The sequence below is a fragment of the Acinetobacter proteolyticus genome (genome assembly GCF_000367945.1).
Classification (GTDB): Bacteria; Pseudomonadota; Gammaproteobacteria; order Pseudomonadales; family Moraxellaceae; genus Acinetobacter; species Acinetobacter proteolyticus.
In genome coordinates this window covers 3,619,065-3,643,701 of the sequence record NZ_KB849179.1, presented here as the reverse complement: position 1 = coordinate 3,643,701, position 24,637 = coordinate 3,619,065, and the positions used below count along the sequence as shown (strand labels likewise).

Below are 24,637 nucleotides of genomic sequence, written 5' to 3'. Positions count from 1 at the left end.
TTCCACTGCCTCATGCGTTGCAGCAAAATCAAGATGTTCATCATAAAATTTAAAATCTGTTAGGTGTTCAAACGTGGCTATATCTGTATTAGTAATTAACTGTGGTTCATCATCAATCAAATACGCACTCATTTCTGAACGTCGTGAAGATCGTATTTATGGTTTGGCAGAAAATCTGGGCGCGGCAGATGCCCGTATCAAAGGCGTCACGCTTGGGGGCGAACCACTGGAACTTTCAATTCCTTATGCAGATCATGCCAAAGCGCTTGAAACCTTATTGGCTCGTTTAGCCAACTATAACCCGCAAGCGATTGGGCATCGTGTGGTTCATGGCGGGAACATCACCAAAGCAGAACTGCTTACACCTGAACTGGTTGAACGCATTGAAGCAGCGACCCCCCTTGCACCGCTTCACAATCCAGCACATCTGATTGGAATTGAAGCCACCATGCGTTTATTCCCACAGTTGCCACAAGTGGCTGTATTCGATACCGCTTTCCACCAAACCATGCCTGAACGCGCCTATCGCTATGCCCTACCGCAATATTTGTATACCGAACATCAAGTGCGTCGCTATGGTTTCCACGGCACCAGCCATGCTTATGTGACTGAACGCGCCAGCGAACTGGCAGGCCATAAAAATGAAGGGGGCTGGCTCAGTGCCCATTTAGGCAATGGTAGTTCGACCTGTGCTGTCTGGAATGGTCATAGTGTCGATACCTCGATGGGTATGACCCCGCTTGAAGGTGTGGTGATGGGTACACGTAGCGGCGATGTTGATCCAAGTTTACATCTGTTCCTTGCCAGCAATTTGGGCTGGGATATCCAAAAAATTGACAGCATGTTGAATAAAGAGAGTGGCTTATTGGGCTTATCTGGTTTATCCAATGATATGCGCACCTTGGTAGAAGCCTCTGAAAATGGTCACGAAGGCGCAACCCTAGCCATTGAAGTGTTCTGCTATCGCTTAGCCAAATCTTTATCGGCTTTAAGTTGCGGCCTGCCGCGTCTAGATGGTCTAGTCTTTACAGGTGGTATTGGTGAAAACTCAGCTTATGTCCGTGAAAAGACTTTAGGCTATTTAGCCCACTTTGGTTTACAGTTTAGTCAAGAGAAAAATAATGCATTACCGCGTGGCACAGAAGGTCGTATCGACAATGGTACAGGTCCACAAATTTGGGTGATTCCGACTGATGAAGAAGGTCGTATTGCCAAAGAAACACGCCAAGTACTTGAACACACGATTTAATCAAAATATTAGACAATTTTAAGGTCACTATGAATACGATTTTACTCATCCCCACAGGTGAAGGTGTTGGCTTAACTTCAGCCTGCTTAGGTATGATCTATGCACTAGATTGTAAAGGGATTAATGCGGGTTTCTTAAAACCTTATTCTCAAATAGCAGACACCACGGTTGACCGTACCACGACACTCTATCGTCATTTATTTCAGCATAAATCTGCCGAGCCAATCACCTATGAAAGACTGACTCAACTGATTGCCTTGGGTGAAACAGATGAATTGCTTGAAGAAGCTGTTGCGCTACACCGTCAAATTTCAGCTGATCATGATGTGATTATCGTTGAAGGTTTAGTGCCGAATGGACAAGATCATTTTGTCAGTGAAATCAATGCCGCACTCGCACAAGCACTGGATGCGCAAGTGGTATTGGTCAGCACCGCAGATTTAGCTGATCCACGTAAAACAGCGGAAAGAGTCGATGCGCACTTACGTCAATTCGGTGGCGCAGCGTCGGCACGCACGACAGGTGTGTTGTTTATGCGGACCAAAGGCTTACCTGAGGGCACGGCCGAAATTCCGGTCACACTTGATCCAAGTCTGCGTCTAGATCAACACATCGATGCTTTTGCCTTAGAGTTACAACGTTATAACCGCTTTATGGGCACCGATGAACTCCCGATTATTGGATTGGTGCCATTCAGCAATACCCTCAGTGTGCCTCGTAGTTTAGATATCGCTTCGATCATCAATGGTACATGGTTGCATCAAGGTGAGGCTAAACAACGTCGTATTCTACATACCAGTTTAATTGCCTCCAATATCGAATCAGAACTGCATAAATTTGTTGCGGGTGAACTGATTATTAGCGCATCACAACGAACTGATGCGATCTTGGCTGCCAGTCTTGCCAGCAGCAATGGTACGCCACTCGCGGGTCTGGTGTTAACCGAGCAAGCTGCGCCTGCAAGCAATGTACTCGAATTTTGCCAAAGTGCGATCAAACAGGGGTTACCAATTTTACATACCCCACTTGATACTTTAGAAACGGCACAACTGCTGCATCGCTTTGGTAATGAGATTCCCATTGATGATACTGAGCGTGCCGAACAGGTGACCCGTTTCGTGTCCAGTCATCTAGATAGTAATTGGCTGGATCAACATACTCAAAACAACTTACACCCTCGCCTGTCACCATCTGCTTTCCGTTACGAGCTGGTACAGAAATCCATTGCTGCGAAAAAATGCATTGTCCTGCCTGAAGGTGATGAGCCACGCACAGTACAAGCGGCTGTCATCTGTCAAACCCGTGGCATTGCGCAGTGTATTTTATTGGCAAAGCCTGAATCGGTTGCCGAAGTAGCTAAAGCACGCGGTATTCAGTTACCCGAAGATTTACAGATCATTGACCCAGATACGATTCGTGATCAATACATCGAACCGATGGTAGAACTGCGTAAAGGTAAGCTCGACGCACTACAAGCCAAAGCACAGCTGCAAGATACCGTGGTGCTTGGCACCATGATGTTGGCACTCGATCAAGTCGATGGTTTGGTGTCTGGCGCGATTCATACCACGGCCAACACCGTACGCCCTGCATTCCAGCTAATTAAGACCGCACCGAATTACTCACTGGTCTCATCCATTTTCTTTATGTTGTTGCCTGATGAAGTCTATGTCTATGGTGACTGTGCGATTAACCCAGATCCGAATGCAGAACAACTTGCTGAGATTGCGATTCAATCAGCAGATTCAGCTAAGGCCTTTGGTCTCGATCCACGCATTGCCATGATCAGCTATTCTACTGGCACATCTGGCACAGGCGCTGATGTTGAGAAAGTGGCTGAGGCAACTAAAATTGCACAGCAACGCCGTCCTGATTTATTGATTGACGGTCCATTGCAATACGACGCCGCTTCGGTTGAAAGTGTTGGTCGCCAAAAAGCACCAGACTCGCAAGTGGCAGGACGTGCCAATGTATTTATTTTCCCTGATCTGAACACAGGTAATACCACCTATAAAGCGGTACAACGTGCTGCCAATGTGGTGAGTGTTGGTCCAATGCTACAAGGTTTAAACAAGCCTGTGAATGACTTGTCTCGTGGCGCATTGGTTGATGATATTGTGTTTACCATTGCTTTAACTGCGATTCAGGCCAAACAACAAGATTAAATTCACGATTCGATTGAAATTGAAAAAGCCCTTTCAATGTAAAGGGCTTTTTTATTAGCGATATTGAGCTAACCAGACCGTATGTCCCGTACATTCAATATCTTCAGCAATCGTTTTAATCAGTGTAAATCCATGATCTTGCAGCAAAGTCTGATATTCCTCCGCTGAAAGACTGGCATGGTACAGTGGCTCTCCACATAACGAACCAATCGCCTCGCCCTGTTCAGGCCCACTGCTAAACATTAAAGCTGTACCTGATTGTGCATATTCGGCAAAACGTTTAAACATGTTTCGTTGATCATCTTGGGTTAAGTGGAAGAAACTATCCCACGCAATAATCCCTTGAAACTTTTGTTCAGGAAGGTACTCCCGAAAATCTTGCTGTACCCAAACATGTTCAGGGAAAGACTGCCGTGCCATTTCAATCATGTATTCCGAAGTATCTACCCCTGTTATATGATGTCCTTGGGCAATAAAATAAGCAGCAATAGGTTGAGCAGAGCCACAACCTAAATCCAAAATACTTGCCGAGCTTGGGAGCAAGGCTAGAAAACGATCGAGCCAAACTTTCTCAGATAGTACCTTGCCTCGTAGTTCGATCCATTCACCAGCATGCTGCTGATAGAGTTCAATAATATGCAGTGCTAGATGTTCCTGTACCATGTCATTGCCTATTATGCGTCATTGCTTTTTTAAAGCCATTGAGCAAAATCTTAACAGGATTCTGGCTTATTTAATGCCTGAACTTTCTTGGTTTGCGGCCCTTTTACAAAGAAAATCGCATTACCACATAAGATCAAAATCACCCCAATCACCGCATTCATTTGCCAGTGATAGCCTTCCCATACAGTCGAAATCACCAATGCGACCAAAGGAAATAACAAGGTACTATAAGCTGCCTTACCTGCACCAATCCGTCCGACCAGATAGAAATAGGCAGTGAAACCAATCACTGAACCAAAGATCGCGAGATACAGTAAAGCACTGATTGCACTGAATTGCATACTCGGGAAAAACTGATCCTGTCTAAACCATGAGATCAAGGCCATTAGCAATGAGCCATACAACATCCCGTAGGCATTGGTGGTAAAAATATCCAAGCCATGTTTTTGATGGCGCGTACTGATCATATTGCCCAAAGAGAAACCATAAGTCCCTAAAATACAGAGTCCAATACCAATCAATGTATTGCGATTTAAAGTGGTGCCCACCACGTCATGCCAGAACAAGGCAATAATCCCCAGCACACCAAGTAAAGCGGCAGGATAAAACCGTGAAGAAACCTGCTGAGAGAAAAATAATCGGGCATTGATGGTATTGAAAATCACCGCCATGGAAAAAATCACGGCCTCTAAACCACTACTGATATATTGCACCGCATAATAAAAACAGACAAAGTTAAAGCCAAAAATACAGCAGGCCTGTAACATACAAAACAGATGATCTTTGCCTGCCAGTTTCTGCAACTTTCGGCTCAAAGCAACGAAAGCAAATAACACCATTGCAGAAATAAAAAAACGCCAGAACACTGCAACACTGGCTGATATCCCACTTTGTTGTTGTAGACTGATCGCAATCCATGTGGTGCCCCAGATCACCACAACCAAAGCATATAACAGCGCATTCATATCATTAGAACCAAACTCAACAATAACTGTTATATTTTGCAGGGTTGGGGCAGTTGATTACTTGCACCATCTTGCGGTGATTGTCATGGATTTGCGTTTTTCTAAATTTTTTGACCAGATGACAAAACTGGCTGAAAGTTCTACACTAAATGGGATCATATTTGGCACTGCGTATAGAAGATGAAATATCAGATTCTAGATCAATTACAGCAATATAAAGCGCAATTGCTCGACTCGGTAGAACTGGGTTCGGGTATGCAGTTGGCCATGTGGCAAAATAACCAAGACCGTGTCAGTGTCTGTAGCAATCACCACACTTTGAGTATGTATATTCAGGGCGGTTATGAAAGCTATCAAAAAACCCAACAAGGCTGGCACAATGGCGGTGGTCCTGACCGTATGTGCCTGATGCCACAAGATTTCGAGTCGACTTGGGACCTACGTGACCCACTCACCTTTGTACATCTTTACTATACTGAACAGCACTTACAACGTGTGGCAGAACAAGTCTGGGATCGTGAACCGAGTCAGATCATTTTAAATCCACAAATTTTTGTGGCTGACCCACAAATTTCGATGATTTATCGGCACTTTTTACTCAATGGCGCATGGCAAGATCGTGAAAACCATTTGCAGATGAGTACCGCAACAACGCTGTTACTCAATCATCTGATCAAAAATTATAGTCATGCACAATGGCAAGCACCTGAAGTCAAAGGGGGGCTGTCTCCTTATCTGCTTAAGCAGCTATTAGAATGGATTGATCAAAATCTCCATTTGAGTTTGACCTTGTCCGATCTGGCTCAGCAAGCGCAACTCAGCGAGTATCATTTTGCGCATATGTTTAAACAATCGATGCAGATGCCACCGCATCAATATGTGATGCAACGCCGTCTTGAGCGTGCTCATCAAGCACTGGAACAGACCACAGCGAATCTGACAGAGATTGCTGTGCAATATGGTTTTAGCTCCAGCAGCCATTTTAGCCATCGCTTTAAGAAACAGTTTGGCTATAGTCCATCTCAACTGAGAAAAAACTAAAATCCACAGCGCATCTTTTGTTGCTGTAATTTGGATCGAAGGATCAGCTTAGACCTTTCGCTAAATCTAAGCTAAAACTCCCACATTCATTGCTTTTTGTCATATAATTTAGCCCGCCAGCTAATCGCCCGCTCAAGAGAAATTTGATATGACAACGATCATCAAACAAGATGACTTGATTACATCAATCAAGGATGCCCTGCAGTTTATTTCTTACTATCACCCACAAGACTTCATCCAAGCGATGAGCCGTGCTTATGATCGTGAAGAAAACAAAGCTGCAAAAGATGCTATTGCCCAAATCCTGATCAACTCACGTATGTGTGCTGAAGGTCACCGACCAATCTGTCAGGATACAGGGATCGTTAACGTTTTCCTTGAAGTCGGCTTAGATGTTAAATTTGATTTAACCATGAGCTTGGATGATGCAGTCAACGAAGGTGTACGCCAAGGTTATCTAGAGAACTCAAACGTACTCCGTGCTTCTGTTTTAGCAGATCCAGCTTTTGGTCGTAAAAATACCAAAGACAATACCCCTGCCGTGATTCACTACAAACTCGTACCGGGTAATAAAGTTGATATTACCGTTGCAGCGAAGGGTGGCGGTTCAGAAAATAAATCTAAACTTGCGATGCTCAATCCATCTGATTCAATCGTGGATTGGGTACTTAAAACTGTTCCAACTATGGGTGCAGGCTGGTGTCCACCGGGTATGCTCGGTATTGGTATCGGTGGTACTGCTGAAAAAGCCATGATGCTTGCAAAAGAAGCACTTATGGAAGAAATCAACATGGACGAATTACTTCGTCGTGGCCCACAAAGCAAAATGGAAGAACTCCGTATCGAGATCTTCGAGAAAGTGAATGCATTGGGTATTGGCGCACAAGGTCTTGGTGGTTTAACCACAGTTCTTGATATTAAAATCAAGGATTACCCATGTCATGCGGCAGGTAAGCCAGTCGGTATGATTCCAAACTGCGCTGCGACTCGTCACGCCCACTTCCAATTAGATGGTACTGGTGTTGCACATATTCAAGCACCAAAACTTGAAGACTACCCTGCTGTAACGTGGGATTCGTCTCAATCGAAGCGTGTCAACCTTGATACCATTACTCAAGAAGAAATGAATGCTTGGAAGCCAGGCGATACATTATTATTAAACGGTACAATTTATACAGGTCGTGATGCTGCACATAAGCGCATGGTCGACATGTTAAATAATGGTGAAGAACTTCCAGTCGATCTAAAAGGTAAATTTATTTACTACGTGGGTCCAGTCGATCCAGTTGGCGATGAAGTGGTTGGTCCTGCTGGCCCAACAACAGCAACCCGTATGGATAAGTTCACTCGTCAAGTGTTAGAAGCAACTGGCTTATTCGGCATGATTGGTAAAGCGGATCGTGGTCCTGCTGCAATTGAAGCGATCAAAGACAATCAAGCAACTTATTTAATGGCTGTTGGTGGTGCTGCTTACCTCGTGTCTAAAGCAGTTCGTGAAGCGGAAGTCGTTGCCTTTGCAGACTTAGGTATGGAAGCAATCTACAAATTCGTGGTTGAAGATATGCCTGTCTCTGTTGCAGTTGATGTGAATGGTACTTCGATTCATGCAACAGCACCAAAAATCTGGCAAGCGAAAATCGGTAAGATTCCAGTGGTAGATGCCGCTGCGTCATAATATTCATACAATTCAAATAGCCGAATCATCGTATTCGGCTATTTTTTTGCCTGTGGCTTCTGCTAAATTAGAAAAAAGATGAGAATAATAAGGCGGTCTATAGATGAATAAATACATGTTCAACATGGTGATTGGACTATGCCTTCTCGGTAGCATACAAAGTACTTGTGCGTCTCCTGCTCAGAGCCAATCGGTCAAGGAGCTGATTAAACTCAGTGATCTTGAACATGTGTTAAATACCTCACTTGATGAGATGCAACCGACACTTGATCTTGAGGCCGAAAATATCCTATTGCGGGTACTCGGAAAAGAAAAATTAACCACGACTCAAGAGCATCTCGCCGTTTTAGAACTGAGCCAACTACTCAAAGAAACCAGCGCCAAAGTATTTGCCCGTCCTGAAACGTTACAGACGATTGAGAAAATTTATGCCGATGCACTGAGTGAAGAAGAAGTACAGGCTTATTTAAGGTTTTTAAAAACACCTGAAGGTCAATCCATCAATCAAAAAACCATGCAGATTAGCACCAATGTTTTTCAATATATGAATAATCTCAGTCAAAAAACCTTAAATGACCCTGAACAAAGTTCGAAACTGCAACAGCAGTTCCTCACCATCATTCAACCTTTAATTCAAGAGGAATAAACTGCTCTTTTTTGATTATCCTTCTTACCAAGTCAAAGGATTCCAGAGTTTAAATGGCTTGACCAAATGCACTTCTGACTTTTCATCATATTTGGCAGGTTTTAATTCTTGAGGTTTTGAACGAACCTTGCCCGATACATCTTGAGCGACAAAGTTATAACTGGAAGATTTTAGCCGTGTGAATGCGATTTCCTGATGCGCCACCTTGTCAGGCGTAATCATAAATGGGCCTGTATGCTCACTACGTGAAATTTTATTTTCTTCATCATATTTAATAAAGTAGGTTTGTGCAGCATCGACGGTAAAATCTAAATATTTAGGTTTCTGGAAGTGTAATCCCGCCAAAGGACGACTCACACTCAGGCGATAGGTACCCGCAGGAAGCTCTAACCAATAATAGTGATTATGCAATAAACTCGGAATACGATGCCCATTGATAAATAAATTGGCCGCCGCAATTTCTTGACGATTCCAACGCGTATCTGGACGATATAAATAGACCACCGCAGCTTGTTCATTTTGCGGTTTAATAGGTGCGTAATATTGGCCTAATTTTTGATTAACCCAACCACCTACGCTAAAGCCACCCACGTGATATTGATCTAATAGACCTGGTTCTTTTGCTGTATCAACTGGGGGTAGTGTTGCAGTCAGTGCGGTTGGTTTTTCTTCAACTGTCTTATGACTTTGACAGCCAGCCAACACCCCTGCACAACATAATGACAATATTAAATAACGCATGACATCCCTCAAGGCGTTTTCTTGGATTTATTTTTAACCGCGCAAAACTATGCACATTTTTTCAATTTTTTAAGATTAACACCTCAACGCCTAATTGCAAATAAAAAAAGCATGAAAAGCCAAGCCTTTCATGCTTTTTTAGATGAATGAGAATTAGGCTGATTTAGAATCAATCACCTTCAAATCCTTCTTTTCTGCTACTTCTGGCGTACCCACTTGCGGTAAACGCTCTGCTTTGAATGTTGGTTTAGCCGTACCATTAATGACAGCTTCATCCACAATCACGGTTCCCACATCCGTACGACTTGGTAAGTCATACATGGTTTCCAGTAACACATTTTCCAGAATAGAACGCAGACCACGCGCGCCGGTATTACGCTCAAGTGCTTTCTTCGCCACGGCACGTAATGCAGATTCATCAAAGACCAGATCTACATTTTCCATGGTGAAGAGATATTGGTATTGGCGTGTTAATGCATTTTTAGGTTCTGTCAGAATCTGCATCAACGCTTCTTCATCCAGCTCTTCTAAAGTTGCAATCACCGGCAAACGGCCGATAAATTCAGGAATTAAACCGAATTTAACCAAGTCCGTTGCTTCGACCTGACGGAACAATTCAGAGACTTTTTTACTGTCGTCTTTATTTTTCACATCTGCAGTGAAACCAATCCCGCCTTTCTCTTGACGCTGTTGGACAATTTTTTCCAGACCAGAGAATGCACCACCACAAATGAACAGGATATTGGCTGTATCAATTTGGATGAACTCTTGCTGCGGGTGCTTACGACCACCTTGTGGTGGGATAGACGCAACCGTACCTTCAATCATTTTCAATAATGCTTGTTGTACGCCTTCGCCTGACACATCACGGGTAATCGATGGATTTTCAGATTTACGCGTAATCTTATCAATCTCATCAATGTAGATAATGCCTTTTTGTGCTTTCTCTACATCATAATCCGCTTTTTGCAATAATTTTTGCACGATGTTTTCAACATCTTCACCCACATAACCTGCTTCGGTTAAAGTGGTTGCATCTGCCATCGCAAAAGGCACATCAAGCAAACGCGCAAGTGTTTGCGCCAATAATGTTTTACCTGAACCTGTCGGTCCAATCAGCAAAATATTACTTTTCGCAATTTCAATCTCTTGATGTCCATGAGTCGACTGACCCACTTTCAAACGTTTATAATGGTTATATACTGCAACCGATAAGGTTTTCTTTGCAACATCTTGCCCAATCACATATTGGTCTAAGGCAGCACGTATTTCATGTGGTTTCGGCAAGGCTTTGGTTGCCCAATCCCCTGCTTCAACTTGTTGACTGGTTTGAACCAAGTCCAAGCAGACATCTACACACTCATTACAAATATATGCGTCCTCACCTGCAATCAGCTTTCCAACTTCAGATTGCGTTTTACCACAAAATGAACAATGTTTTTGTCCTTGAGGATGTTCGGACATATTTACTCCACAACTTAAATCTTAAACTTAGGTCCTAAAAAATCAGGGACGTTTGCTTAGCACTTCATCGACTAAACCATATTCTTTGGCTGCTTGTGCTGTCATGAAATTATCACGATCTGTATCACGTGCAACGGTCTCGTAATCTTGGCCACTATGTTCAGCCATTAAACGATTTAAACGCTCTTTAATGAACAGAATTTCACGTGCGTGAATTTCAATATCAGAGGCCTGACCACGGAAGCCGCCTAAAGGTTGGTGGATCATGACACGTGCATTTTCAAGACAGTAACGTTTGCCTTTTGCACCTGCATTCAATAGGAACGCGCCCATTGATGCCGCTTGCCCCATACAGTAAGTCACAACATCGGGTTTAATAAACTGCATGGTGTCATAAATCGCCATACCTGCAGTGACTGAACCACCCGGTGAGTTAATATAAAGGTGAATATCTTTTTCTGGATTTTCTGCTTCTAAGAATAACATCTGCGCAACGATTAAGTTCGCCATGTTATCTTCAACTTCACCCGTTAAAAAAATAACACGTTCACGTAATAGACGTGAATAAATATCGAATGAACGCTCACCACGAGATGATTGTTCAACGACAACAGGAACTAAAGCATTTTCAATTGTTGGAACATACATACGTTTACTTATTCCTAAATTATTGTGACTCGATCTATGCCAACAATATGAGGGATAATCAATGAAATTGCAAAAGGTTCAATCTGAAATATTCGATTATTTAGACTAAAATCTGGCAATTTCGAATTAAATTAACACTTTCATAACAGAGGCTTTGCAGCACTTTCCGCGATGTTTTGGCTTATCACAAAATGCATCAATAAAAGTAAAGCAAAGCCTAAAAGAAAAAGGCGCATTAAGCGCCTTTTTCTTGAATCAACTTTTCAAAAGATTAGCCACGACGAGCTTGTTGTTCTTTTAATAAGTCTTCATAGCTGATCGCTACATCACTTACTTTAGCCGCAGCTAAGATGTGATCAACCACTTGGTCTTCCAACACAACTGCTTCGATTTGAGCACGTTGCTGCTTGTCATTTTTGAAGTATTCAACCACTTCTGTTGGATCTTCATAAGAAGAAGCCATGTCATCGATGTAAGCATCAACACGTGCTTGGTCAACTTCAAGTTTAGCATCAGCCAATACTTTACTTACCAATACGCCAAGCTTCACTGATTTTTCAGCTTGTTCTTTGAACAATTCATCTGGAAGCATGCTGCTGTCAAATGCGCCTGCACCTTGAGCACCAAACTGTTGAGTGAACTGTTGGATCATTTGTTGACGTTGACGGTCAATTTCTTGAGCAACCATTGAAGCAGGAACTTCGATTTCGTTTGCAGCAACAAGTGCATCAAATGCAGCTTGTTTAACTTGGTTACGAAGACCGTTACGAACTTCACGTTCCATATTTTTACGAACGTCAGCTTTTAACTTATCTAAGCCTTCTTCTTCAGTTAAACCAAAGATTTTTAAGAATTCAGCATCGATTTCTGGGAGTTTTGCTTTTTCAACTTGCTTCACAGTGATTTTGAATTGAGCCGCTTTACCCGCTAAGTTTTCAGCTTGGTAATCTTCAGGGAAAGTCACATCAATCACTTTCTCTTCGCCAGCTTTCATACCAACGATACCATCTTCAAAACCTGGGATCATACGACCTGAACCAAGTACGAGTTTAAAGTCTTCAGCAGCGCCGCCTTCAAACTTCTCACCATCAACAGTCCCTTCGAAGTCGAAAGTCACTTGCATGTCTTTCTTCGCCATGCCTTTGGTCACAGCCCAAGTTTGACGTTGTTTTTGTAAGTTTTCGATCATAACATCAACGTCTTTGTCGTTGATTTCTGATGATTTACGCTCAACTTCCAAGTCAGCAAAAGCTTTCACTTCTACTTCTGGATAAACTTCTACAGTTGCTTCAAAAACTAAAGCATCATCTTTGTTTTCAACTTTCTCAATGTTCGGCATACCGACCGCATTGATTTTTTCTTGTTGAATTGCTTCAAATACGCTGTCACGAATGATGTCATTCACAACTTCTTGATAAATGCCCGCACCATATTCACGGCGAACAACATTCAAAGGCACTTTACCTGGACGGAAGCCGTTGATCTTCACAGTTTTGGCAGTGCGTTGTAAGCGAGCTTCAAACTGCTCGTTAACACGGCTCGTCGGTACAGAAACATTTAAACGACGGGCAACGCCCGAAACCGCTTCAGTCGTTACTTGCATGGCTTCCTCGATATTAGTTAGTAATAACAATTTTTAAAGTGCCACATTATATGACAACTTTCTGGATATACAAAATCGGATGCTAAAAAAGCAAATATATTTCTCATTTTAGCCAAAAACATAGATTTCTTAAAATAACCTTAAATCAAATGTTATCTTTTGTTGTTAATGATAAGTATTATCACTATACTTTACGCTGTTTTTGCGCATTTATTGTTTTTTCTCGTCCAGCTTTGGAACTCTAGTTATGAGTAAATTTAATTTGCATCCCCTCTCATTTGCACTCCTTGGGGCAATGACCACATCCGCTTTCGCAGATACAACGGCAGCATCTGAAAATACCAATACCCACCAACTTGCTACCATTGTGGTATCTGCTGCTGGCTTTGAGCAAGACATTAAAAATGCACCCGCTTCGATTAGCGTGGTGACAAAAGAAGATATTGAAAAGAAAAATGCAACCAGCATTGCTGATCTACTTGCAGATGTTCCAGGCATTGATATCCGAGACGGTATTGGGAAAACCTCTGGTTTGAATATTAAAATGCGTGGCTTAGGCAGTGAATATAGCCTGATTCTGATTGATGGCCGTCGCCAAACCACCTCTTCAGATGTCACCCCAAATGGTTTTGGTGAATCTGCAAATGGTTTCTTACCTCCACTCGCGTCAATCGAAAGAATTGAAGTGATTCGTGGACCAATGGCAACGCGCTATGGTTCAGAAGCGATGGGGGGTGTAATTAACATTATTACCAAGAAAATCAGCAACGAATGGAATGGCAATGTCACCGTCAGTGGCAATGTCATGGAACATGGCGGTGAAGCGGATTCATGGAAAACCAGTGTCGTGGTCAATGGTCCGATTATTCAAGACAAGCTAGGCGTACAGCTACGTGGTTCTTACTTAGATCGTCAAAAATCTGAACGAATTCCCGGTACCTCTGGTCGTGATCCACGCCCAAGCGAAGCTGATATCTACGATGTCGGTGGAAAACTATCCTTTAAATTAAATGAGCAAAATAATTTCTGGGTGGATGGTTTTCACTCCAGCCAAACCTATAAAAATGACGATAACCGCTTAGGAACATTGGATACGCCTGCACGTGCCAATGGCTATAAAGATGAATTAGAGTTTAAACGCGATCAAATCGCCGTCGGTCATAATGGTGATTATAGCTTTGGTCAATGGAACTCTTATGTCAGCCAAACTAAAACAGAGACTGTTGGGCGTACTATTCCGCGTAATACATTCCCGGGTAATGCTTCAGCTGGTCAGGATCGTACTTTAAAAAATACGGATTTCGTCGCCGACTCACATGTGGTGATGCCAATTGCAGATCATAAACTCACAGTTGGTGCTGAATATAAAGAAGCAAAAATTGCAGATGATATTGCAGGCATTGGCGCGACATTCAAAAAAGATTCTTTTTCTATCTATGCGGAAGATGAATGGCGCATTCTCGACAGCCTCGGCTTTACCCTTGGTGGTCGCTATGAAGATCACTCGGGTTTCGGTAGTCAGTTTAGCCCACGTGCATACCTCGTTTGGAATGCAAATGACGAACTTACATTTAAAGGTGGCGTGAGCACAGGTTATAAAGCGCCTTCAGCCAAAGCACTGCATAATGGTATTGTTAGTATTAGTGGACAAGGTACCACCTTTGGTATTGGCTCTCCTGACTTAAAACCTGAAGAATCAACCAACTATGAACTTGGCTTCAATTATAACAATGGCAATTTAGACCTGACCACCACAGCATTTTTTAATAAAATTAAGAACCTAATTATCAGTGATGGACCAGAATTACCCAACTGTTCTTCAGCAACTAATCCAAATCAGCCAGGTTGTGTGAGTTATGGTTCACATATTACTCAAGATACTTTTTCACAAAGTATCAATGCAGATGAAGCTGAAACCAAAGGTGTTGAACTCAGTTTGAAATATAGCATTCTTCCTGAATGGGATATCAAAGCTGCATATACTTATATGGAAACCGAAATTACCAAAGGTAAGAATAAAGGTTCATATCTAAGTAATGTCCCTAAAAATGCCTTTAATATGACCTCAACTTGGCATATCAATGATGCCTTTGATCTATGGTTGCAACATGAATATAAATCAGAGCGTAAACGCTACGATACAGAACAAACCACAGGTGATGCCGCGCTGATTTATAATGCGACCAACAACAAATTAAAGGGTTATAACTTATTCAACCTAGGTGCAAGCTATAGTGTCAATGATCAACTGCGCTTCAATGGTGCAGTGAATAACCTACTCGACAAAGATTTCACCAGCAATGGTTCTTATATTGATGCCAATGGAAACCCAGCTTCTTATTATGACTATATGGTGATTGGCTCTGGAATGTCAGGCACTTACCTTGCAGGTCGTAACTTCTGGTTATCTGTGTCATATGACTTCTAAGTGTTAACCAACAACCAACCTAACAAGTATAAAAAACCTGCCTTAATGCAGGTTTTTTATTCACCCCAATCACGCTATTCTTAGCAGTAAACACTTTGGTAATTATCTAGTACCCTAAAAATTTAATCTAGCTCTCCAAAGCATCCGAGCGTCAAGAATAGAAATTTTGGGTAATATTCTCCTTATTTTCTCTAGCAATACTTTTTTCTCTTTACCTATTCAAAATAACGAACTGATATTCAAAAGTTAAATGAAGAAACTGCAACATCTAAATTAAAAGTCAAACCTTAAAAAACAATCGTTTTTTTAGATTAAATAAAAAAATCAACAAATTAACAACATTATTGAACAATTAAGGATGAAAAATTATTTAAGTTTCCATTGTAATAATTAGAAACAATTGAAAAAAACAATCCCAAACAAATGAATATAGAAATGACAATGATTATCCTTTGCATAAATTTTTACACTGTTAGGCGTGCCCCATGTCTTTTATTAAATCACGGAAGAAACTCGTTTCTTCTGCAATTGCATCTTCACTCTCAGTAATTGCAGTACCAGCGATTGCACAAGATCAGGCAGTTCAGCTTCCAACAATTCATGCTCAAGCTGAAAAAGAACAAAGTTTGAAAGTCGATAAATCTGCAAATACTAAATTTGTTGCTCCTCTACTTGATACTCCAAAATCAGTTTCTGTGATTTCTAAACAACTGATTGAAGACACTCAGGTTACGACCTTAAGTGATGCATTACGTACCATTCCAGGTATTACACTCGGTGCAGGTGAAGGCGGTAACCCAAACGGTGACCGCCCATTTATTCGTGGTTATAACTCTGAAAGCTCAATGTATGTTGACGGTGTTCGTAGTTCAACATCTCAAAACCGCGAAATGTTTGCAGTTGAACAAGTAGAAGTAACCAAAGGTTCTGCGTCTGCCTTAGGTGGTGCAGGTACATCAGGCGGTAGCATCAACATGATTTCTAAAGTCGCTAAAAAAGGTGATGCTTTAGAAGGTTCGATTTCTGGTGGTACAGACAACTATGCCCGAATTACTTTAGACGGGAATAAAGATTTTGGTAATGGTGTTGCAGGCCGTGTTGTAGTCATGGGCCACCAAAATGAAAAAGCTGGGCAACATGAGGGTGCCGAGTATAAGCGTGCGGGTATTGCTCCAAGTATCAGCTTTGGTCTAGATTCTGCGACACGTGGTACCTTAAGTTATTACTACTTAAAAACTAATGATGAACCAGATTCTGGTGTTCCATATCAATATGATACGACCAAAAAAGCAACTGCTAGTAAACCTGTAGATGTTAAGCAAGGTATCTATTACGGTTGGAAAGATCGTGACTTCCAAAAACAAGAAAATCAGATCGGTACCATCAAGTTAGAACATGATTTAACCGAAAATTTAACCCTAAGTAATACAGCCGTCTATAGCAAATCTAAAAATGATTATTTATGGACTCAACCAGATGATAGTCAAGGTAATATTGTAAATGGTCAAGTTTGGCGCCGAGTCAATACCAATTTAACCAATACAGATACCTTTACAGATCAGTTGGCATTAACGGGTAAGTTCAACACAGGTTCACTTAAGCACAGCTTTAATACGGGTGTTGAATATTCTAAACAAGATTCAGATCGTGGAACCAACATTGTTACCGATCCAAACACTGCAAAAATTGGGGGAAGCGGTGCAAATAATGCTTGTTCGTTAAGCAGTTCCAATGGTTGGTGTACCGATCTAAACAACCCTCATGCAGGTGATGCATGGTTAGGTAATATCAAAGCAAATCCTAATGTCACAAATATCACCTCAAAAACGCAATCAGTGTATGTTCTAGACAATATCACCCTTACCCCACAATGGTTACTTGACCTTGGGGTACGTTGGGACAAATTTGAAACTGATATGAAGTACAACAAGGATTCAGGTTCAATCAAAGCTGGAACAAAGTACGATTCAAGTCATGATTTCTTCAATTATCAAGCTGGCCTTACATTCAAACCAGCTGAAAACGGTGCGATTTATATCAGCTATGCAACCTCTGCAAACCCTGTCGGTGTTGATGCGGGTGACGGTTCAGAAGGTATTAGCGTACCTGGCCGAAACACAACGGATGAACAGTCTCGTGCGATCAACAACCTAAAACCTGAAGAAGTTAAAACATATGAAATCGGCACTAAATGGGATTTATTGAATGATAAATTGAATTTAACTGCTGCTATTTTCCGTACTGAAAAAGAGAATACACGTGCCTTAGATACGGATGGTTTCACCAGAAACATTGGTGAAACACGTGTTGATGGTATTGAGCTTGGTGCGAATGGTTATATCACAGATAAATGGGCGGTATCGGCTGGTTATACCTATTTAGATAGTGAAATCGTAGATGCTGGCTTCGTTAAGGACAGCAGTGGTAAATATGTAGCAAGTCCAAATAATGGTAACCAAGTTCAAAACGTTGCGAAAAACTCAGCAACGCTTTGGACAACCTATAAAGTTTTACCACAGCTGACTTTAGGCGCTGGTGCAGTAGCGATGGATAAAGTCTATGGTGATGCAGCGAATACCAAATGGGTTCCAGGCTATGTTCGTTACGATGCAATGGCTCGTTATAACGTTGATAAAAATGTTGACCTACAACTAAACATTAATAATTTATCGGATAAACGTTATTTCACGAAAGCCTATGCATCGCACTATGCAACTGAAGCGGAAGGACGCAGTGCAGTATTGTCTGTCAACTTCAAATACTAACCCTCAATAAAACCCATAGTTTAATTATGGATTTTATTGCAAAAATAGCCTCATAATGAGGCTATTTTTTATCATTCATTGTTTCCACAAAGGTAGCTATCGTGATCCACCATATTCCAAATGTATTAAGCAAAGAACAAGTTCAGTACTTTCGCGAAGAAATGGATAAAATCGAATGGACCAACGGCAAAGTTACGGCAGGTACCCTCTCCGCTACAGTGAAAAATAATCAGCAACTGCCTGAAGATCACCCTTTAACCCACCATCTCAGTAACATCATTTTAGAAGAACTGGGTAAGCATCCCCTGTTTCTCTCAGCCGCTTTACCGCTGGATATTATCCCCCCACTTTTCAATCGTTATGAAAATCAGGAATCTTTTGGATTTCATGTTGATAATTCAATCCGTCGAATTCGTGGCACGAAAGAACGCTTACGTACCGATTTATCTTGCACTTTGTTTTTATCAGAACCTGATGAATATGAAGGCGGTGAGTTGGTCATTGAAGATACTTACGGCTATCATGAAGCCAAATTACCTGCGGGCGATATGGTGCTCTACCCTTCATCTAGTCTGCATGAAGTGACTGCAATTAGTAGCGGGTGTCGAACGGCCTCATTCTTTTGGTTACAAAGCATGATCCGTGATGATGCAGAACGTAATATGTTATTTACACTGGATCAGACGATCCAAAATTTGCGTGTACAGCTTGGTGACACTCATCAAGAAGTGATTAAAATGACCAATCTTTATCACAACCTCATGCGAAAGTGGGCTGAGCTATAATTCGTACACATTTCATATCAAAGAGATAAAATTAATTTTTTTATCTCTAATTGACAAAATTATGGGAATTTTTTCTCACCAAACACAAAATAGCGCAAAAATTAGGAAAATATTTTCCATTCATTCAAATTAAAATGTTTTATAGACCTTTGCAGTCGTCTGTATTTTCGCCTAGACTGAATATCGTTAGATGATTAATATAACTGCAAAATTAAATACCCCATATGAATGGTAGATGATGAAAACAAATCGCGGCTTTACCCACCCGTCTCATACAACACATCTCGCTGCACTTCTCCTGATGCTGCGCCTCGCGCGCGTATAAATTTTTTCGCCTACTTTTTTAGGCACTCGATCCCCGAATTCGCTTTAAATTAATTCTTATAGACACCATATATATCTGTAGCACGTTGCCTTTTATTTGACTCAGCAACCATGCTACGACAAGGAGTTTTCTCATGATGTTGGCTGACCCAAGCAAAAAATACCGCCGTATGTACCAGCGAGTGGATTTACCAGATCGCCAATGGCCGAATAATGAAATCAATCAAGCGCCGATTTGGATGAGTACCGACCTTCGTGACGGTAACCAAGCGATTTTTGAGCCGATGGATATGGATCAAAAATTAAAAATGTTCCACATGTTGGTTAAAATCGGCTTCAAACATATTGAAATTGGTTTCCCTTCTGCATCTCAAATTGACTTCGACTTTACCCGTAAGTTGATCGAAGAAGATTTGATTCCTGAAGATGTTTATATCGAGGTTTTGGTTCAAGCACGTGATCATTTGATTGAACGTACTTTTGAAGCATTAATCGGTGCAGAACGTGCCATTGTGCATATCTATAATTCAAACTCACCGACTTTCCGCCAGAAGGTCTTAAATGTCGATGCCAATGGCTCAAAACAACTTGCCATTAATGCGGCAAGCAAAGTCAAAGAATATGCAGCGCAATACCCTGCAACAGACTGGATTTTCCAGTATAGCCCAGAATGTTTCTCTGCAACTGAATTAGACGTTGCCAAAGATGTCTGTGATGCTGTGACTGAAATTTGGGAAGCTTCACCAACCAATAAAGTCATCTTGAACTTGCCTGCAACAGTTGAAGTGTCTACACCAAATGTCTATGCCGATCAAATCGAATGGATGCACCGTAACTTGGCACGTCGTGATGGCGTGATTATCTCTGTGCATTGTCATAATGACCGTGGTTGTGGTATCGCAGCCTCTGAATTGGCGATTATGGCAGGTGCTGACCGTGTAGAAGGTTGTGTGTTTGGTAATGGTGAACGTACGGGTAATGTGGACGTTGCTGCGATCGCCTTGAACATGTATACCCAAGGTGTTGCACCAAACTTAGACTTCTCAAATATCAATGAAATCATTGCAACAGTTGAAGAATGTACAGGTTTACCTGTGCACCCTCGTCATCCATATGCAGGTGATTTAGTCTTTACCGCGTTCTCTGGTTCACACCAAGATGCGATTAAAAAAGGCTTCGAATTCCAGAAAAATGAAGAAATCTGGGATATGCCATACTTGCCAATCGATCCAAAAGACTTGGGTCGTGACTACGATGCAGTGATTCGCGTCAACAGCCAATCAGGTAAAGGCGGTATCGCTTACTTATTGGAATCGAACTACAACGTTGCCTTGCCACGACGTGTTCAAATCGAATTCAGTCAGATCGTACAGCAGCATACCGATGAAAATGGTACAGAAATCAGTGCACATGAAATCTGGACCTTATTTGAAAATACTTATGTGGATGTGAAGAATAGCCATTATCAAACCAAACATTATCAATTGTCGGATATCAATGGTACACAAATCATTGAATTAGACGTTGAAATTGACGGTGAAATTCAGCGTCTCCGTGGAGAAGGTAATGGCCCGATCTCAGCCATGTTGAATGCCTTACAGTTACCAATTGATGTTGTGAACTATGAAGAGCGCAGTATCAGTTCAGGTGCCAATGCCAAAGCACTTGCCTTGATTGAGCTTCAAGTGAAAGGCACAGGTAAGAGCGCATTTGGTGCGGGTGTCCATGACAACATCGTGACTTCATCAATCGAAGCCATCATTGCATGTACCAACCGTTTGATTGAACAAGGGGTATTAACCACCGATCAAGTGGCTGCTGCAGCCGTTTAGAAAGGTGAAATATCACATAATCGTCAGTAAAGCTGAGTTGTAATATCAGAAAAAATGACTTTTGAAAGGATACCTGAATTGGTATCCTTTTATTATTAATGATTTATTATAGGGCGAATCATTCCAGTGTCTTTTCCATCGGATTCAGTGGGCGTAGTCACACCACAAAAGTTTCAGTTTGAACAACCGTTAGAACTTGAATGTGGCCGCGTATTGCCACGTTTCGATTTAATGGTTGAAACCTATGGAACACTCAATGCAGACCAATCCAATGCCATTCTGATTTGCCATGCGCTATCAGGGCATCACCATGCGGCAGGCTATCATCATGAAGATGACAAAAAAGCAGGCTGGTGGGACAGCTGTATTGGTCCTGGAAAAGCCATTGATACCAATCACTTCTTTGTTGTTTCCTTAAATAATATCGGTGGATGCAATGGTTCAACTGGCCCTACTTCACCGAATCCAGAAAATGAAAATCGCCCCTATGGTCCTGACTTTCCATTGGTCACGGTGCGTGACTGGGTCAAAACCCAAGCCATGTTGTCTGACCGTTTAGGCGTTAAAGTTTGGTATTCTGTCATTGGTGGCTCACTGGGCGGCATGCAAGCCCTGCAATGGTCACTGGATTATCCTGACCGCTTAAAAAAATGTGCCATTATCGCCAGCGCACCAAAATTATCGGCACAGAATATTGCCTTCAACGAAGTTGCACGCCAATCGATTCTATCTGATCCTGATTTCCATCATGGTCGCTATCTGGAAAATGACAGTTATCCAAAACGTGGCTTGATTTTGGCACGCATGGTCGGCCATATCACCTACTTGTCTGAAGAAGCCATGAAACAGAAATTTGGTCGCGATTTAAAATCAGGCAAATTTATGTATGGTTTTGATGTCGAATTCCAAGTGGAAAGCTATTTGCGTTACCAAGGCGAACAATTTAGCCGCAATTTCGATGCAAATACTTACTTGATTATGACCAAGGCCTTGGATTATTTTGACCCTTCGCGTGAATATGAACATTCTTTGACGAAGGCAATGAGTCAACCGAAGTGCCAATTTTTGGTGATTTCATTTACCACAGACTGGCGTTTTAGTCCAAGTCGTTCTCAGGAACTGGTGGATGCTTTGATTGATAATCATAAGCCTGTCAGCTACTTAGATATTGATGCTGAACAAGGCCATGACTCGTTCTTATTCCCTATTCCACTGTATGTGAAAACGCTACGCGCATTTTTAGGTGGAGAACAACAGTTGCAATCGACATCGCAGGAGCAGTACTAATGCGTATAGATCAACAACTCGCCGAAAGATGGATTAACCCGAACTCTAGCGTGTTAGACTTAGGTTGTGGTGATGGTGAATTGCTGGCTCATATGAGCAAACAGCACAATATTCGTGCCTATGGGCTAGAAATTGATCAAGAAAAGATTGCAATTGCCATCAGTCGGGGGTTAAATATTATCCAACAGGACTTAAACCTTGGTTTAAGCCGTTTTGCCGACCAGTCTTTTGACTCTGTGGTCATGGCACAAGCTTTGCAAGCTGTAGATGCACCCGATGTATTACTTCGTGATATGGTGCGTGTCGGCAAACAGGCCATTATTACTTTTCCAAACTTTGCGCATTGGAAGACACGTTCTTTTCTTGCCTTGAAAGGGAAAATGCCTGTTTCGGAAGCTTTACCCTATATGTGGTATAACACCCCGAATATTCATTTATGTACTTTCCGTGACTTTGAAGCCTTATGTGCTGAGAATCGGATTAAAATTATTAATCGACTTGCCGTTAATGGTGACCAACAAGGTAGTATGCTCAGTAAGCATATGCCGAACCTATTTGGTGAAGTCGCAATTTATCGAGTGAGCGCTCTATGAAAAAGACATTAATCAGCACATTTTTATTTGGTCTGATCAGTATACAAGCGCACGCTGACTATGTTGCTCAACCTCAATCGGTTGCAACACAGGCAGCGCGATATTCAGTGATGGGTATCAATGAATTGCAAAGCGCAGCAAAATCTGGTCAAGCTGGGGCACAGTTTTACTTAGCAACCCGTTACCAGTTTGGTAAAGAAGTAGCTAAAGATGAAAAACAAGCTTTCACTTTATTCAAGGCAGCAGCAGATCAAGGTTTATCTGCAGCACAATTGAATGTTGGCCGCATGTATGCAGATGGCATTGGTGTAAAGAAAGACGAAGCTTTAGCACGTAAATATTTCGAGAAAGCAGCAAGCAATGGTGACAACCGTGCCAGCTTCAATCTTGCTATGATGGAAGAGCAGAAAAAGAACTTTGTCGGTGCTTATCAATGGTATGAGCTTTCAACCCGCGATGGTATGTTGGACACTAAAGTAATCAGTCTTTCTGAAGGTAAGAAAACCGCGTTGGCTGCAAACTTGACTCAAGATCAGATTCGTACTGCACGTGACCGTGCTGATAAATGGATTCAAGCGCAATAATCTTGCTTAGAGCTATTGAGTAATAAAAAACCGACTATCACAAGTCGGTTTTTTATTGGTTTTATTCTCAATTGATTTAAATGTAGTCTAATTTCTACTTTTACAAAAAGAACTTAAACTGCTATTTATATTAAATTCTTCATTCTTTAGCACTCATGCCCCAGATATTTGCTGAACTCACCCAAGATCAGCCCCATCGTCCGATCTTGGAATATGCACTCCAGTATGTTGACGAGACTCTCCCTCGTGTTGTGATCGATTGTGGATGCGGTGCGGGCAATGAGGCTGCCTTCTTACTCAAACATGATTATCAGGTTCACGCCTTTGATCCATCCGAAGCAGCACAACAGGTGTGTCAGCATCGATTTAAAAATCATCCTAAATTCTTTTTCTCAAATCATATTTTTGAAGACTATCCATTTCCTTCAGCCAGCATTATCGTTGCTCTATTCAGTCTGTTCTTTTGTGCCCCCAGCCAAATTGATCATGTACTCGCAAAGATGAAACATGCCTTGCCCCAAGGCGGAATTTTATTAATACAACTTTTAGGTCAAGATGACCCTTGGTTATTACAACAGCCTCAGACTATGCAAGGATTTGATCGCAAGCAAATTGAACAACTGTTCATTGATGATTATGAAATTTTAATGAATGAAGAAACTAGAACAGAACATCCAAATGCTCACGGAAAAATGAAATTCTGGAATTTCCATACACTGATCTTGAAAAAAATTTAGCATGAAATTTTCTTTTACAGTTACGCCCTATTCAGATGGAATTTATACAGGTCTTAACATGCAAATCATTCCTTATGATTTGCAACGAAATCCAAATTGTGATCATTCAATTGTCATTGATGAAATCGCATTTTCATTAGTCGAGCACTTATTTTTAGGGAATGAAAGCCCTTGGTCACATTGGGAAAATACGTATCTTGATGCAGAAGAAATAGTACAAATTATTGCAAAACTTAATACCTATAAAATTTACTTAGAGGCTAAAAAATATTTACGCTATCACGATAATGTTCATCTTTTATTTAAACAGGAAACTAAACTTTTTAAGAAAAAATATCCGAGATATAAAGCGGATGTAATCAAAATGATGGATGATCTTATACGTTTCTTAAACAAGCTATTAGAACAAGGTATTGATGGACTTACCCTTCTTGGCGTTTAA

Annotated in this window: 20 protein-coding genes; 14 read left to right on the top strand and 6 right to left on the bottom strand. The window is 41.5% G+C overall.

Features of this window, described 5'->3' with window-relative positions; all coding sequences use genetic code 11:
* The first annotated feature begins 73 nt into the window (after positions 1–73).
* Together F993_RS00125 and pta are read left to right on the top strand one after the other, a co-directional pair.
* Positions 74–1,249 (top strand): acetate/propionate family kinase, encoded by a 1,176-nt coding sequence (locus F993_RS00125; RefSeq protein WP_004657836.1) that lies wholly within the window; start codon positions 74–76, stop codon positions 1,247–1,249.
* A gap of 29 nt (positions 1,250–1,278) precedes the next feature.
* Positions 1,279–3,414: a phosphate acetyltransferase gene (gene pta / locus F993_RS00130; protein WP_004657834.1), complete on the top strand. Its 2,136-nt coding sequence runs from the start codon at positions 1,279–1,281 to the stop codon at positions 3,412–3,414.
* A gap of 54 nt (positions 3,415–3,468) precedes the next feature.
* Here the strand turns inward: pta and F993_RS00135 are convergent, their stop codons facing one another.
* Positions 3,469–4,077 carry a class I SAM-dependent DNA methyltransferase gene (locus F993_RS00135; protein ID WP_004657832.1) on the bottom strand — a complete coding sequence of 203 codons (609 nt, stop codon included), beginning with the start codon at positions 4,075–4,077 and terminating at the stop codon, positions 3,469–3,471.
* 50 nt (positions 4,078–4,127) lie between these two features.
* On the bottom strand, positions 4,128–5,042 hold the full coding sequence (locus F993_RS00140; protein ID WP_004657830.1) for a DMT family transporter: 915 nt from the start codon (positions 5,040–5,042) through the stop codon (positions 4,128–4,130).
* A gap of 180 nt (positions 5,043–5,222) precedes the next feature.
* On the opposite strand from F993_RS00140, the gene F993_RS00145 reads away from it, so the two are divergent.
* From F993_RS00145 to F993_RS00155, 3 genes are all read left to right on the top strand, one after another.
* Positions 5,223–6,083 (top strand): AraC family transcriptional regulator, encoded by an 861-nt coding sequence (locus F993_RS00145; RefSeq protein ID WP_004657829.1) that lies wholly within the window; start codon positions 5,223–5,225, stop codon positions 6,081–6,083.
* Positions 6,084–6,231: 148 nt separating this feature from the next.
* Complete coding sequence (locus tag F993_RS00150) at positions 6,232–7,758, top strand: fumarate hydratase (RefSeq protein ID WP_004657827.1); 1,527 nt, start codon at positions 6,232–6,234, stop codon at positions 7,756–7,758.
* 103 nt (positions 7,759–7,861) lie between these two features.
* A complete protein-coding gene (locus F993_RS00155; RefSeq protein ID WP_004657825.1) occupies positions 7,862–8,404 on the top strand; it encodes a DUF2059 domain-containing protein in 543 nt (180 codons plus the stop codon).
* Between the two features lie 24 nt (positions 8,405–8,428).
* Here F993_RS00155 and F993_RS00160 read toward each other — a convergent pair whose 3' ends face one another.
* The 4 genes from F993_RS00160 to tig form a co-directional block, all read right to left on the bottom strand.
* Positions 8,429–9,145, bottom strand: a complete 717-nt coding sequence (locus tag F993_RS00160; RefSeq protein ID WP_004657823.1) for a DUF2846 domain-containing protein — start codon at positions 9,143–9,145, stop codon at positions 8,429–8,431.
* Positions 9,146–9,298: 153 nt separating this feature from the next.
* Positions 9,299–10,609: an ATP-dependent Clp protease ATP-binding subunit ClpX gene (gene clpX, locus F993_RS00165; protein WP_004657821.1), complete on the bottom strand. Its 1,311-nt coding sequence runs from the start codon at positions 10,607–10,609 to the stop codon at positions 9,299–9,301.
* A gap of 42 nt (positions 10,610–10,651) precedes the next feature.
* Positions 10,652–11,257 carry an ATP-dependent Clp endopeptidase proteolytic subunit ClpP gene (gene clpP / locus F993_RS00170; RefSeq protein WP_004657819.1) on the bottom strand — a complete coding sequence of 202 codons (606 nt, stop codon included), beginning with the start codon at positions 11,255–11,257 and terminating at the stop codon, positions 10,652–10,654.
* A gap of 271 nt (positions 11,258–11,528) precedes the next feature.
* Positions 11,529–12,860, bottom strand: coding sequence for a trigger factor (tig, locus tag F993_RS00175; RefSeq protein ID WP_004657817.1), 1,332 nt, complete (start codon positions 12,858–12,860; stop codon positions 11,529–11,531).
* A 247-nt stretch (positions 12,861–13,107) separates the two neighbouring features.
* Here tig and F993_RS00180 point away from each other — a divergent pair, with 247 nt between their 5' ends.
* The 9 genes from F993_RS00180 (at position 13,108) to F993_RS00220 (ending at position 24,637) form a co-directional block, all read left to right on the top strand.
* Positions 13,108–15,288, top strand: a complete 2,181-nt coding sequence (locus F993_RS00180) for a TonB-dependent receptor domain-containing protein (protein WP_004657815.1) — start codon at positions 13,108–13,110, stop codon at positions 15,286–15,288.
* 485 nt (positions 15,289–15,773) lie between these two features.
* Complete coding sequence (locus F993_RS00185; protein ID WP_004657814.1) at positions 15,774–18,053, top strand: TonB-dependent receptor; 2,280 nt, start codon at positions 15,774–15,776, stop codon at positions 18,051–18,053.
* Positions 18,054–18,154: 101 nt separating this feature from the next.
* Positions 18,155–18,838 carry a Fe2+-dependent dioxygenase gene (locus F993_RS00190; protein WP_004657813.1) on the top strand — a complete coding sequence of 228 codons (684 nt, stop codon included), beginning with the start codon at positions 18,155–18,157 and terminating at the stop codon, positions 18,836–18,838.
* Between the two features lie 458 nt (positions 18,839–19,296).
* Positions 19,297–20,994, top strand: coding sequence for a 2-isopropylmalate synthase (gene leuA / locus F993_RS00195; protein ID WP_004657812.1), 1,698 nt, complete (start codon positions 19,297–19,299; stop codon positions 20,992–20,994).
* A gap of 126 nt (positions 20,995–21,120) precedes the next feature.
* On the top strand, positions 21,121–22,281 hold the full coding sequence (gene metX / locus F993_RS00200) for a homoserine O-succinyltransferase MetX (protein ID WP_004657810.1): 1,161 nt from the start codon (positions 21,121–21,123) through the stop codon (positions 22,279–22,281).
* A complete protein-coding gene (gene metW / locus F993_RS00205) occupies positions 22,281–22,874 on the top strand; it encodes a methionine biosynthesis protein MetW (protein ID WP_004657809.1) in 594 nt (197 codons plus the stop codon). The genes metX and metW overlap by 1 nt, the downstream gene beginning before the upstream one ends.
* Positions 22,871–23,458 carry a tetratricopeptide repeat protein gene (locus F993_RS00210; RefSeq protein ID WP_004657807.1) on the top strand — a complete coding sequence of 196 codons (588 nt, stop codon included), beginning with the start codon at positions 22,871–22,873 and terminating at the stop codon, positions 23,456–23,458. Before metW ends, F993_RS00210 begins: the two co-directional genes overlap by 4 nt.
* Before the next feature lie 155 nt (positions 23,459–23,613).
* A complete protein-coding gene (locus F993_RS00215; RefSeq protein ID WP_004657805.1) occupies positions 23,614–24,195 on the top strand; it encodes a class I SAM-dependent methyltransferase in 582 nt (193 codons plus the stop codon).
* Position 24,196: 1 nt separating this feature from the next.
* Positions 24,197–24,637 (top strand): hypothetical protein, encoded by a 441-nt coding sequence (locus F993_RS00220; RefSeq protein WP_032812634.1) that lies wholly within the window; start codon positions 24,197–24,199, stop codon positions 24,635–24,637.